General features: G+C 70.8%; 12 protein-coding genes. 8 read left to right on the top strand and 4 right to left on the bottom strand.

Annotated elements, in window-relative coordinates:
* Window positions 1-32: 32 nt before the first annotated feature.
* The 7 genes from AC2W7E_RS05225 to AC2W7E_RS05255 are packed head-to-tail and all read left to right on the top strand — an operon-like array spanning window position 33 to window position 6539.
* Window positions 33-1523 (top strand): aldehyde dehydrogenase family protein, encoded by a 1491-nt coding sequence (locus AC2W7E_RS05225; protein WP_485988684.1) that lies wholly within the window; start codon window positions 33-35, stop codon window positions 1521-1523.
* Window positions 1520-2278 carry a gamma-glutamyl-gamma-aminobutyrate hydrolase family protein gene (locus AC2W7E_RS05230; RefSeq protein WP_485988685.1) on the top strand — a complete coding sequence of 253 codons (759 nt, stop codon included), beginning with the start codon at window positions 1520-1522 and terminating at the stop codon, window positions 2276-2278. Before AC2W7E_RS05225 ends, AC2W7E_RS05230 begins: the two co-directional genes overlap by 4 nt.
* Complete coding sequence (locus AC2W7E_RS05235) at window positions 2275-2745, top strand: DUF3830 family protein (RefSeq protein WP_025102846.1); 471 nt, start codon at window positions 2275-2277, stop codon at window positions 2743-2745. The genes AC2W7E_RS05230 and AC2W7E_RS05235 overlap by 4 nt, the downstream gene beginning before the upstream one ends.
* Before the next feature lie 41 nt (window positions 2746-2786).
* The gene (locus tag AC2W7E_RS05240) at window positions 2787-3869 is read left to right on the top strand and encodes an ABC transporter substrate-binding protein (RefSeq protein WP_315104332.1); all 1083 of its coding nucleotides are present in this window, start codon (window positions 2787-2789) and stop codon (window positions 3867-3869) included.
* The gene (locus tag AC2W7E_RS05245; RefSeq protein ID WP_060921346.1) at window positions 3866-4693 is read left to right on the top strand and encodes an ABC transporter permease; all 828 of its coding nucleotides are present in this window, start codon (window positions 3866-3868) and stop codon (window positions 4691-4693) included. Before AC2W7E_RS05240 ends, AC2W7E_RS05245 begins: the two co-directional genes overlap by 4 nt.
* A gap of 2 nt (window positions 4694-4695) precedes the next feature.
* A complete protein-coding gene (locus tag AC2W7E_RS05250) occupies window positions 4696-5496 on the top strand; it encodes an ABC transporter permease (protein WP_025102849.1) in 801 nt (266 codons plus the stop codon).
* Window positions 5496-6539 (top strand): ABC transporter ATP-binding protein, encoded by a 1044-nt coding sequence (locus tag AC2W7E_RS05255; RefSeq protein ID WP_249521426.1) that lies wholly within the window; start codon window positions 5496-5498, stop codon window positions 6537-6539. The genes AC2W7E_RS05250 and AC2W7E_RS05255 overlap by 1 nt, the downstream gene beginning before the upstream one ends.
* Before the next feature lie 112 nt (window positions 6540-6651).
* On the opposite strand, the gene AC2W7E_RS05260 is transcribed toward AC2W7E_RS05255, so the two are convergent.
* On the bottom strand, window positions 6652-7350 hold the full coding sequence (locus AC2W7E_RS05260) for a PrsW family glutamic-type intramembrane protease (RefSeq protein WP_485988686.1): 699 nt from the start codon (window positions 7348-7350) through the stop codon (window positions 6652-6654).
* A gap of 83 nt (window positions 7351-7433) precedes the next feature.
* Here AC2W7E_RS05260 and AC2W7E_RS05265 point away from each other — a divergent pair, with 83 nt between their 5' ends.
* On the top strand, window positions 7434-9197 hold the full coding sequence (locus tag AC2W7E_RS05265) for an alkaline phosphatase family protein (protein WP_485988687.1): 1764 nt from the start codon (window positions 7434-7436) through the stop codon (window positions 9195-9197).
* Window positions 9198-9278: 81 nt separating this feature from the next.
* On the opposite strand, the gene AC2W7E_RS05270 is transcribed toward AC2W7E_RS05265, so the two are convergent.
* The 3 genes from AC2W7E_RS05270 to AC2W7E_RS05280 form a co-directional block, all read right to left on the bottom strand.
* The gene (locus AC2W7E_RS05270; protein ID WP_485988688.1) at window positions 9279-9929 is read right to left on the bottom strand and encodes a dihydrofolate reductase family protein; all 651 of its coding nucleotides are present in this window, start codon (window positions 9927-9929) and stop codon (window positions 9279-9281) included.
* Between the two features lie 97 nt (window positions 9930-10026).
* A complete protein-coding gene (locus tag AC2W7E_RS05275; RefSeq protein WP_025102854.1) occupies window positions 10027-11085 on the bottom strand; it encodes an LLM class flavin-dependent oxidoreductase in 1059 nt (352 codons plus the stop codon).
* 28 nt (window positions 11086-11113) lie between these two features.
* The gene (locus tag AC2W7E_RS05280) at window positions 11114-12622 is read right to left on the bottom strand and encodes a DUF7059 domain-containing protein (protein WP_378868789.1); all 1509 of its coding nucleotides are present in this window, start codon (window positions 12620-12622) and stop codon (window positions 11114-11116) included.
* Window positions 12623-12692 lie beyond the last annotated feature (70 nt).

Raw genomic sequence — 12692 nt, forward strand, 5'->3', positions numbered from 1 at the left:
TTCCAGGGCCTTCACCCCTGGAGAGGACGACCGTGTTCACGGCAACTGGAGACGACTGGGCGGACCGCGCGGCGGCGCTGTCGCTGCACACCCGCATGTTCATCGACGGCTCCTGGGAGGACGGGGCCGCCGAGCCCCTCGCACCGATCAGCCCCCGCGACGGCCGGGCACTGCCTCCGATCGCGGCCGCCTCCGCCGCCGACATCGACCGCGCGGTCCGCTCCGCCCGTGCCGCGTTCGACGCGGGCGTCTGGTCGCGCCTCGCCCCCCGGGAGCGCGGCCAGCTGCTGATCGCCTTCGCGCAGAAGATCCACGACAACGCCGAAGAGCTCGCCCTCACCATCTCCCTCGAGATGGGCAAGCCCGTGCGCGAGGCGCTGCAGACCGAACTCCGCGCGGTCGTGAACTGCTTCCGCTGGTACGGCGAGGCCGCAGACAAGGTGCTCGACGAGCTCCCCGTCACCGCCCCGAACAGCCTCGCGCTCGTCACCCGCGAACCGGCCGGCGTCGTCGCCGCGGTCGTGCCGTGGAACTTCCCGCTCACGATGACGGCCTGGAAGCTCGCCCCCGCTCTCGCCGTCGGCAACAGCGTCGTCCTCAAGCCCGCCGAGCACACCACCTTCTCCGCCCTGCGCCTGGCCGAGCTCGCCCACGAGGCCGGCCTCCCGGCCGGTGTGCTGAACGTCACCCCCGGCGCCGGCCACGTCGCCGGCCGCGCACTCGGCGAGCACCCCGATGTCGACGTCGTCACGTTCACGGGCTCGCCCGAGGTCGGCCGCCGGTTCCTCGGATACGCCGCGGCGTCGAACGGCAAGCGCGTGTGGCCGGAGCTCGGCGGCAAGACGGCGAGCCTCGTGCTCCCGGACGCCGATCTGGAGCGGGCGGTCCGGGCCACGGCCGACGGCTGCTTCTACAACCAGGGGCAGATGTGCACGGCCTCGTCCCGGCTGCTCGTCCCCCGCGCGCACTACGACAGGGCCCTGGAGATCGCCGCCGAGGTCGCCCGCACGAGCCTTCCCGCAGACCCGTTCGACGTGTCCACGTCGATGGGGGCGATCGTCAGCGAGAAGCAGCTCGCCGGGATCGCCGGGTTCGTCGAGCGCGCGGAGGCCGACGGCGCCGAGCTCGCGGCCGGCAGCACCGAACGGTTCTCCGCCGTCGACGGCGGCAGCTACTTCGCCCCCGTCGTGCTCGGCGTGACCCCCGCGCACGAGGTGGCGCAGCGCGAGGTCTTCGGCCCCGTGCTGTCGGTCGTCGCGTACGACGACGTCGACGACGCCCTCGCCATCGCCAACGGCACCGAGTACGGCCTCGCCGCGGCGCTGTGGAGCACCGACCTCAACGCCGTGCACACCCTCTCCCGGCGGCTGCGGGCGGGTGTCGTCTGGGTCAACTGCTTCGAGGAGGGCGACATGACCATCCCCTTCGGCGGGGTCAAGGGCTCCGGCTTCGGTCGCGACAAGAGTCTGCACGCGATGGAGAAGTTCACCGACCTGAAGACCACGTGGATCGAGCTGTCGTGACCCGCCCGCTCATCGGCATCACTACCTGGCGCCGCGCCATCGACACCGACCTCGGCATGGGCCGCCCCGCGCACAGCCTCGGCACCGAGTACGCCACGCCGATCGAGGCCGCCGGCGGCGCCGTCGTGCTGCTGCCGCCGACCGCCGGTGTCGACGAGGTCCTCGATCGGCTCGACGGACTGGTGCTCTCCGGCGGAGAGGATCTGCACCCCTCGCACTACGGCGCCGAGCCCCAGGACGGGAAGTCCTACGACTCGGCCCGCGACGGCTACGAGATCGCGCTCGCCCTCGGCGCTCGGGAACGCGGCCTGCCGGTGCTGGCGATCTGCCGCGGGCTCCAGGTCTGCACCGTCGCGTTCGGCGGCTCCCTCATCGTCGACATCCCCGCCACGGCCGACCATCACCCGGTGCGAGGAGCAGACGAGCAGCTCTCCGCCCGGCACGCCGTCGCGTTCGCGGAGGACAGCAGGCTCGCCGCGCTCTACGGGACGACGACGAGGACCGTCAACACCATCCATCACCAGTCCGTCGACACCCCCGCCCCCGGGCTGCGCCCCGTCGCCTGGGCTCCTGACGGCATCGTCGAAGCCGTCGAGTCGGACGACGACTGGGCCTTCTGGGCGGTGCAGTGGCACCCCGAGAAGATGACAGCCCCCGAAGAGGCCGCCGAGGAGCGCCCGCTGTTCGCGGCGTTCGTCGCGGCCGCCCGTGAACGCGCAGCGGAACCGTCCGCTGGCCAGAAAGGAACACGATGACCAAGCAGGTCTTCCTCGAGTACGAGAACGGCGTCCGCGCCGTCGCCACCCTGTTCGAGGACCTCGCCCCTCGCACGTGCGAGGCGATGTGGGGCGCGCTGGAGAAGCCGGTCACCATGCAGGCGATGCACGCGATGTACGCCGGACCCGAGGTCATGGTCGGTCTTCCCGAGGAGGCCCAGAACTTCGACCCCGAGGCCGTGCCCGCGGAGAACCAGCAGGTCGTGCCCGCACCGGGTGACCTGCAGTGGTACTGGCAGCGCCCCATGCAGATGGGCGGACTGCCGTTCGAGTGGTACGAGATCGGAGTCTTCTACGATCGTGGTGCCCGTATTCTCGGCCCCCTCGGATGGACACCCGTCAACATCTGGGCCGGCATCACCGAAGGACTCGCGGAGTTCGCTCAGGAGAGCGCCGCGATCCGCATCGACGGAGCGAAGCAGCTCACCATCGGACGCCTGGTCTAGGCGTCCACCCCCGTGCTGGACCCATCCCGAAGGAGCAGTGCATGAACACCCGCAGAATCCTCACCGCCGGCGCGCTCGTCGCCACCGGTGCCCTCGTCCTCGCCGGCTGCGCGTCCGGCGACGGCGAGTCCTCGTCCGGTGGTGACAAGGAGTTCGCCGGCGAGACCCTGGTCGTCACGTCGTTCGGCGGAGACTGGGAGAAGGCCTTCATCGAGGCCGTCGTCGACCCGTTCGAGGAGGAGACCGGAGCGAAGGTCGAGCTGATCACCCTGTACAGCGCCGACGCCCTCGCCCAGGTCACCGCCCAGAAGGCGAGCCCGCAGATCGATGTCGTGCACTTCTCTGGCGGGCAGGAGTTCACCGCCGCGGAGCAGGGCCTCATCGCCCCGATCGCCGCGGACGACCTGTCCGCAGCGGGGGACCTCGTCGACATCGCGACCGCCGGCCTCGAGCGCGGCGAGGGTCCGGTCATCCAGCTCGCGCCCATCGGGCTCGTCTACAACACCGAGGCCGACGCCCCGGCGCCGACGTCCTGGGAAGACCTCTTCGACGACGCCTACGCCGGTCACGTCGCCCTGACGGACTTCTCGAACACCTACGGGGTGCTGTCGATGCTCCGCGTGGCCGATGCGCTCGGGGGTGGCATCGAGGACCCGTCCGCGGCCATCGCCGACCTCGGGGCGCTGGCGTCCTCGGGCGACGCGATCGTCGTCCCCACCTCGCCGGACCTGCAGACCGCCTTCGCCCAGCGCGGCACCTGGCTGGCCCCGTACGCGATGGACTACGCGGGCACCCTGCAGGACGCGGGTCTCCCCGTCGAGTTCATCGTCCCGGAGGAGGGCGCCACCGCGTCGCTCATCACGGCGAACGTCGTCGAGGGCCGGGAGAACCCCGAGCTGGCGACGCTCTTCATCGACTACGAGCTGCGCCCCGAAGCGCAGGCCGTCTTCGCGGAGAACATGCGCTACTCCCCCGTCAACACGAAGGCCGAGCTGTCGGACGAGGCGGCCGAGGCCGTGCTCACCGGCGACGAGCTCGACGACGTCGTGGTCTACGCCCCGGGCGACATCGCCGCGTCGCGTCAGGCGTGGACCGATGAGTGGAATGCGCTGATCACCAAATGAGCGTCCGAACCCGTAAGGAGCCCTGGCTCCTGCTCCTGCCGGCGATCGTGCTGCTCGCGCTCGCCTTCGTCACCCCGGTGGCCGGCATGCTGCTCATGAGCGTGCAATCGCCGGCAGGCGGGTTCACCCTCGACAACTTCACCCGCTTGTTCGCGAGCGAGTATCACCTCCAGGCGGCGCTGCGATCGCTCCGCCTGGGGGTGATCCAGACGGTGATCACCCTCGTCATCGCCGTCCCGCTGTCGTACATCATGGCGCGCGCCGGCTCGAAGGTGCGCTCCTTCCTCCTCATCGTGGTGATCCTGCCGCTGATGACGAGCGTCGTCGTCCGCACCTTCGGCTGGGTGGTGCTCATGGGGCCGTCCGGCCTGATGATGCAGATCCCCGGCGCGGAGTTCCTCGTCGGCGGCACGCAGGGATTCCTCGGTACCGAGACCGGCGTCGTGATCGCGATGGTGCAGGTGCTGCTGCCGTTCGCCGTGCTCAGCATCCTCGGCGTCATCTCCGGCATCCGCCCGCAGCTGGAGGAGGCCTCTCGCACCCTCGGCGCCGGATTCTGGCGCACGCTGCGGCACGTCGTGCTGCCGCTGTCGGTGCCCGGCATCGTCGCCGGCGCCTCCCTGGTGTTCGTGCTCTCGGTGAGCTCCTTCATCACCCCCCGCTTCATCGGCGGCTCGCAGATCCCCGTGTTCGCACAGACGATCTACGTCGACGCGACCACCAACCTCGACTGGGCGTTCGCGGCGGCGCAGGCCGTGCTGCTGTTCGCGGGCGTGATGCTCGTGCTCGCGGCCACCTCCCGGCTCGGGAAGCAGAAGGTGTGACCATGGTCCGTTCCGTCCCGATCCTCGGCCGTATCCTCGCGATCCTCCTCGGCGTCATCGTGACGCTGTACATGCTCGTCCCGTTGCTCGTCGTCGCCGGCGCCTCGGTGGGCGAGAACCGCTTCCTCACGTTCCCCGGCCAGGGCTTCACGCTCGACTGGTACGTGGAGGCCCTCACCTCCGACACCTACCTGGAACCGTTCCGTCTGAGCCTCGTGGTGGGTGTGACGGTCGCGATCCTCGCCGCCGCCATCGGCACCGCGGCCGCCCTCGCGCTGACGCGGTTCCGCGTTCCGGGAGGCGCGGCGATCCAGGCGCTGCTGATGTCGCCGCTGACGATCCCCACGATCATCCTCGCGATCGGCGCCCTCTCCATCGCCTCGCTCACGATCGGCTCCCCGAATGTGGGCGTGCTCATCGCGATCCACGTGGTCATCGCGATCCCCTACGTCATGCGCACCGTGACCGGCGTGATGACCCGTGCCGACCACTTCACCGAGGAGGCCGCGCGCACCCTCGGCGCCGGCACCTGGAACCGCTACCGGCTCGTGGTGCTGCCCATCGCGCGTCCTGGCATCGCGGCCGGAGCGTTCTTCGCCTTCAACATCTCGTTCGACGATGCGGTCATCGCCCTCTTCCTGCGCACCCCGCAGCTGGAGACCCTGCCCATCGCCATCTACGGCCAGCTGGAGTTCAGCACGTCGCCCACCGTGGCGGCCGTCTCGACCCTGATGGTCCTGCTCACCGTCGTCCTCATGATCGTCCTCGAACGCATCATCGGCCTGGGAAGGTTGTTCGTCTGATGACAACGCTCACCATCACTGCACTCACCAAGGACTTCAAGGGGACGAAGGTGCTCAAGGGCATCGACCTCTCGATGCGGTCCGGCGAGTTCGTCTCGCTCCTCGGGCCTTCGGGCTGCGGGAAGACGACGCTGCTCCGCTGCATCGCCGGGCTCGAGTCGCCGACGAGCGGCACGATCGAGATCGCGGGGCAGGACGTCACGAAGCTGCCGCCCGAGAAGCGTCACCTCGGCATGATGTTCCAGAGCTATGCGCTCTTCCCGCACATGAGCGTCGCCGAGAACGTGCGCTTCGGGCTGCGGATGTCGGGCGAGAAGTCGAAGACGGAGCAGAAGGAGCTCGCCGTCCGGGCGCTGGAGCGTGTGCAGATGGGCCACCTCGCCGATCGCATGCCCGCGCAGCTCTCCGGCGGACAGCAGCAGCGCGTGGCCCTGGCCCGCGCCATCGCGTTCGAGCCGCGCGTGCTCCTCCTCGACGAGCCGCTGTCGAACCTCGATGCGCGTCTGCGCGAGGACATGCAGGTCGAGCTCAAGGAACTGCACCGCACGCTCGGTCTCACAACCGTGTTCGTCACGCACGACCAGGAGGAGGCGATGAGCCTCTCCGACCGCATCGTGCTCATGAACGGCGGGATCATCGAACAGGAGGGCGCGCCGGCGGAGCTGTACAGCGCCCCGCTCACGCCCTTCGCCGCCGACTTCATCGGTGCCGCGAACCTCCTTCCCGCCACGCGCTCCGGCGCGATCGCGACCCTCGACGGCACCGCCGTGCAGGTCCCGCTCACGGGCGCCGGACCGGACGGCTCCGGCGAGGTCGTGCTCCGGCAGGAGGATCTGCATCTGTCGCCCGCGGCGGGTCCGGGTGCCCCCGTCCCGGTCGAGGTCATCGCGCACGTCTACCGCGGCGCCGACGTCGTCTACATCGTCGAACTCGCGGGGCGCCGCCTCCGCGTGGTCCGTCCCCGGCACGAGGACCCGCTCCCCGAGGGCGCGGCCGGTCTCGGCTGGCGCGACGGCGCCGTCCTCTGGATCCCCGCCGCCTGAGCCACCCCGCGCACAGCTTCGGAGATCAGCCCCGACACGCCGTGCGGCCACCCCGCACGGCGGCGTGTCGGCCGCGATCTCCGAAGCTGTGCCCGTCCGGCCGGCGTGCGACTCAGACCCGGCGGGTCAGCACGAGACGGAGGGTCACGGCGAGGATCGTCGACACCACGATCCAGCCGAAGGCCGTGCCCAGGGCCATGAAGAACGAGGCCTGATCGGTGGCGCCGGCCACGTTCCCGTAGTTGATCGCTCCGTGGGCCCCGATCGCCACCAGGAGTCCGGCGAGCGCGAGGAGCGGGCGCGACCAGGCGCGTCGGGCGTCGAGAGCGAGACCGAGCGCCGCGCCGGTCCAGATCGCGAGCGCGGCATGGGTGGGGAAGGTCAGGGTGCGGACGATCCACGTCGCGATGCCGGAACCGAGATCGTTCGCCGCGATGTCCGCCGCGATCGCGGAGGCGTCCTCCACCGCTGCGAAACCGACGCCGACCAGGGCCCCGACCATCGCGCCGAAGAGCACGCCGCGCAGCCCGATCCGCCGTGCGAGCAGAAGGATGAGCAGCACCCCGAGGCCCTTCCCCACCTCCTCCACGACGGGCGTCAGCACCCACATCGTGGGGATCGCCTCCCGGAGGATGCCCTGATCGTCCACGTACATCGCCTGCTCGGCAGACCACGCGCCGATCCCGGTGGCGAGGAGCACGGCCGCGCCGGCGCCCCAGGCGAGGGCGAGCAGGGACGACCCCCATGACCGCGCACCCCGCGGAGCGATCCCGCGGGCGACGAACGTCGGAGGGACGACCGCGGAATGCACTCCCCGATCCTTCCAGACCCGTTCCGCGACATTCCTGGGACACCGGAATGCTGCACTGGCTCGCGCGGTCATAGGATCGCGGCATGGTCGACGACGACAAACCCTCCGGCGCCTCTCCCCGCGACCCCTCCCGGCGCGGATTCCTCACCGTGGGCGGTGCCGCCCTGGCCGGAGCGGTGATCGGGGGCGCGGGAGGAGCGGCGATCGGGGCCTCCGTTGCCGGGGCCGGACGCCGGGACGGCTTCGCCGACGATCCGGATCCGTTCGCCGCACTCGCGCCCCGCTCGGAGCCCGGCTTCGATCACGTGGTCGTGGTGATGGGCGAGAACCGCTCCTTCGACAACCTCCTCGGCTACCTTCACACGGCCGAGACGCTGCCGGCGGGCGAGACCTTCGAAGGTCTCGCGTTCGGCACCCACAGCAACACCGCCCCGGACGGCACGGTGGTGGAGGCGCACGTCTACCGGGGGGACACGGATCGCATCATGAGCCTCCCCGATCCGGACCCGGGTGAGGAGTACCCGCACGTCAACACGCAGATCTTCGGCACCGTCGATCCGAAGACCAACGCCGACCTGTTCGTCGACGAGATGACCACGCCCTTCAATGCCCCCACCCACGGGGAGAAGGCGACGATGTCCGGGTTCCTCGAGGACTACATCATCAACTTCCGCCGACTGCGCGACGGGAAGGAGCCGAGCCCGGACGAAGCGCGGCACATCATGGGCTCGTTCTCGCCGGAGATGCTCCCGGTGCTCTCCACCCTCGCCGCCGAGTTCGCCGTGTTCGACCACTGGTACGCGGGAGTGCCGTCCCAGACCTTCTGCAACCGCTCCTTCTTCCACGCCTCGACCTCGCACGGCTTCGTGACGAATCAGGGGGGCGGCGGCTACCGGAAGTGGCTCGACGCCCCGGCCGCACCGACGGTGTTCAACCGCCTGGAAGACCGCAAGGTGAGCTGGCGGATCTACATCGACAAGCTCCAGCTGGTCTCGTTCACGGGGATGCTGCATGCGGCGGTGCTCGAGAAGTACTGGCGCACGGACCATTTCGGCACGATGGAGGACTTCTACGCCGACGCGAAGAACGGCACCCTCCCGGCCTACGCGTTCATCGAACCCCGGATGGTCTACGACCACAACGACTTCCATCCGCCGTTCGGGAAGCCGCGGGAGAGCGTGGTCGACGGCGAGCCCGTGTTCGACAGCGCCATCTCCGATGTGCGGGCGGGCGATCGGCTCATCCACGACATCTACGAGGCCGTGCGCACGAGCGCGACTCCCGGCGGCTCGAACGCCGTGAACACCCTGCTGCTCATCACCTTCGACGAGCACGGCGGCTGTTACGACCATGTGCCGCCGCCCGCGGCCACGAAACCCACGAAGGACACCGGCGCCGGGGAGATGGGCTTCACGTTCGACCGGCTCGGCTGTCGTGTCCCGGCGATCGCGGTGTCGGCGTACACGGGGCGCGGCACGATCATCCACGACGAGATGCACCACGGATCGGTCACGGCCACGCTGTCGCGCCTGCACGGCCTGGAGCCGCTGAACGACCGGGACCAATCGGCCAACACGCTGCTCAACGTCGTGAACCTCGACAAGCCGCGGCACCCGGCCGACTGGCCCGTCACCACACCCGCGTACACCCCGCCGAACCCCGAAGACGGCACCCCGCAGCCGAACGAGGCCGATCACCTCAAGCCGCTCACGCCTCCCGCCCGCGGCCTGCTCGGGCTGCTCCTCGCCCGCTACGGCGCGCCGGGCGAGAAGGAACCGGAGACCTTCGCCGACGCGTTCCGGCTCCTCCACGAGCATGGCGAGGAGCTGTTCGGCCCTCCGCTCTGACGCCGCACTTCCGCACGGGGTCGCACGGATTCACGGAATCCGTGCGACCCCGGTGTGACTCTGCGACCGCGCGCCGGTGCCTCAGCCCTCGCGGGAGAACGTGATGTGGGTCACTCCGGACTCCGCGACCTCGGTCGTCACGCGATAGCCGGCCTCGAGGCCGCGCAGGTCGTCCCAGAGTCGGATGCCGCTGCCGGTGAGGATGGGGGTGATGCCCACGTGCAGGTCGTCGACGAGCCCGGCGCGCAGGAACTCCCGGACCGTGGTCGCCCCGCCGCCGACGCGCACGTCACGTCCTCCGGCCACCGCCACGGCTTCCCGCAGCGCCTCCTCCGGTGTCGCGGAGAGGAAGCGGAAGCTCGTGCCGTTCGCGAACTCGATCGACGGGCGCGGAGTATGCGTGAGGACGAACACCGGCACCTCGAACGGCGGCTCCTCGCCCCACCAGCCGCGCCACTCCGGGTCGTCCGGGTTCGCGTGGAGCCCGAACATCCCGGCGCCCATGATCTCGGCGCCGATGCCCTGGAAGTACTGCGCCGCGTACTTCTCGTCGACCCCGGTCGTGCCCGCGCCGCTCGTGTCGTGGAAGACGCGCTCCTGGAAGGTGCGGGTCGCCGTGTAGGCCGCGGTGAGTCGTCCCCAGTCCTCGCCGAAGGGGTTCTCCGGGGTCTGATCGGTCGTCGTGGCGAAGCCGTCGAGGGTGATGTTGAGGTCGACGCGCACGCGGGTCATGGTGCCTCCGAAGCGGTGGGGACGGGCACCGGTCGGCGCGCCGTCCCCAGCGTCGGGCGTAACGCGGCCCCTGTCAAGAGCGGACCGCCGTGCCGGATCAGGCCACGGGGTCGCCCTGGACCGGACCCTCCGTGTTGGGCTTCCACCCGAGGGCCGGCGCCACGTGCTCCGCGAACGCCTCGAGCACATGCAGGTTGTACTCCGGCCCGAGCTGGTTCGGGATCGTCAGCATGAGGGTGTCCGCGGCCATGACGGCCTCGTCCTGTCGGAGCTGCTCGATGAGCACATCAGGCTCCGCGGCGTAGGTCTTGCCGAACGTGGAGCGGAACCCGTCGATGATGCCGATCTGGTCGGCGTTCTCCTCGCTGCGCAGCCCGAAGTAGGCGCGGTCCATATCCGACACGAGCGGGAACACGCTGCGGCTGACCGAGACGCGCGGTGTGCCGGTGTGACCGGCCTCGCGGTAGGCGGAGCGGAACAGCTCGATCTGCTCGCGCTGCAGCTCGTGGAACGGCTGCCCCGTGGCCTCCGTCACGAGCGTCGAGCTCATCATGTTGAGCCCCTGGCGTCCGGTCTCCTCGGCCGTGGCGCGCGAACCCGAGCCCCACCAGATGTGGTCGCGCAGCGTGGGCGACTGCGGCTCGATCGCGAGGTACTGTCCCGCGCCCACCATGCGGGGGTCGCCGGGGGCGAGTCGCTCGCCGTCGATGGCCCGCAGGAAGATCTCGAACTTCTCCCGTGCGAGCACGCTGCCGCGCTCCGGGTCCTCCTCGTCGCGGAAGCCGAAGGTCTCGTAGCCGCGCAGCGCCGTCTCGGGTGACCCACGGCTCACGCCGAGCGCGATCCGGCCGTCCGCGATGAGGTCGAGTGCGGCCGCCTCCTCCGCGAACTGGAACGGGTTCTCGTAGCGCATGTCGATCACGCCGGTGCCGACCTCGATCCGCTCGGTGCGCGCGGCCATGGCCGTCAGCAGCGGCATCGGGGACGCCGCCTGGCGGGCCCAATGGTGCACGCGGACGTAGGCGCCGTTGACGCCGAGCTCGTCCGCGCCCTCCGCGATCTCGATGGTCTGCTTCAGCATGTCGCCCGCGGTGCGGGTCGCCGAGCCGGGCACGTCGGCGTAGTGACCGAACGAGAGGAATCCGAAAGCCTTCATGGTGTATTCGAACGCATGGAAGCCGGGACTATTCCCCCGGGAGGAGGAAGCCGTCGAGCACGAGTCCCCGGATGCGCGGCTCGAGCTCCGCCCACAGCTGCGGGAAGGGCACCTCGAAGAGGTCGGCAAGGGCGGGGGCGATCTGCAGCACCTGGAGCTCCCCGTCGCAGGCGCCGACGAACCCGGCCAGCGCCGGGTCCACCGCGACCGTTCGCGCGAATCCGCCGCCCTGACGCAGCTCGATCACGCTCGGGTCGTCGTTGCCGGGAAGCAGGTGTCGCGCCTCCGTGACGTCAGGGGCCACGACAAGGGTGTCGGGCAGTCCCCCGGCAAGCGCATCGTGGGCCGCCAGGCCGAGAGCGAGCGCCGCCCCCACGTTCGCCACGGGCTGCGAGACACGCTCCGACCGCCGCAGCGGCTCGCCCTGCCCCCGGCGGAGCAGCACGTAGCCGAAGCCGATCGCGGTCACGCCCCGCGCCGCGAAGTCGTCGAGCCACGCGGTGAGCAGCGGAGTGAACGCGGCGTCGCGCGGCGTGATGCCGCCGTCCCTGATCCAGAGCTCGGCGTACGCGAGGGGCGACAGCTCCTCCCGCTCCACCACCCACAAGTCGAGGTCGGCGGGCACCCACGCGTCCAGCCGGGCAAGGCCCGTGATCCCCGTGCGGGACTCCCAGTTGCCCAGCAGCTGGGCGATGCCGCCCGGGGTGAGATGCGCCGGTGCCGTGCGCACGAACTGCTCGACGAGCGCGTCGCCGACGAGACCGCCGTCGCGGTACTCGTAGGCGGGCACCCCCTCGGTTCGGGGGGTGATCACGAACGGAGGGTTCGAGACGATGAGGTCGAACGCCTCCCCGGCGACCGGCTCGAACATGCTGCCGTGGCGGAACTCGATGTTCGTGACCCCGTTGAGCTGCGCGTTCAGCGCGGCGTAGGCGAGTGCTCGGCGGGAGACATCGGTGGCGACGACCCGGCCGGCTCGCCGCGCCACGAGGAGCGCCTGGATGCCGCAGCCCGTGCCGAGGTCGAGGGCACGATCCACCGCGAGCGGCACGACCGTCTCGGCGAGCGTGCGCGAGGCCCCGCCCACGCCGAGCACGTGATCGGCGGGCAGCGGACCGTCGAGGGCGACCTCGTCCAGGTCGCTGGCGATCCACCACTCCCCGACACCGTCCTCGTCGACGAACGACTGCGGGCGCAGCAGCGCGACCGGGATCACGGAGTCGGCGTCGACCGTCGCCAGCCCCAGGGCCTCCAGACCGTCCACGCCGAGGGTGGGCAGGGCGCGCTCCACCGCCGCGCGGGGCTGCGGAAGCCCGAGCACCAGGAGACGTCCGAGGGTCGCGAGCACGCCCTCGTCCCCGGCGATCGCCCGCAGGATGGGTTCGCGCAGGCCGCGGGCGAGGGCATCGTCCGCCTCCTCTCCCCAGAGGCGACGCAGGGGCTCGGATCGGAGGTCGGCGGCGTCGAGATCCGCGGCGAACGCGGCACTGCGGAGCGGGTCGGGATGGGGGGCGGGGGTGTCGGACACGGCCGTCACTCTACGCGTCTTCAGGGTTCTCCTCCCTCCGGCCTCCTAGAATCGCAGGGTCAGTACTCACGATCCGCCT

The sequence above is a fragment of the Microbacterium sp. CFSPD4_SD4 genome, from assembly GCF_057364585.1.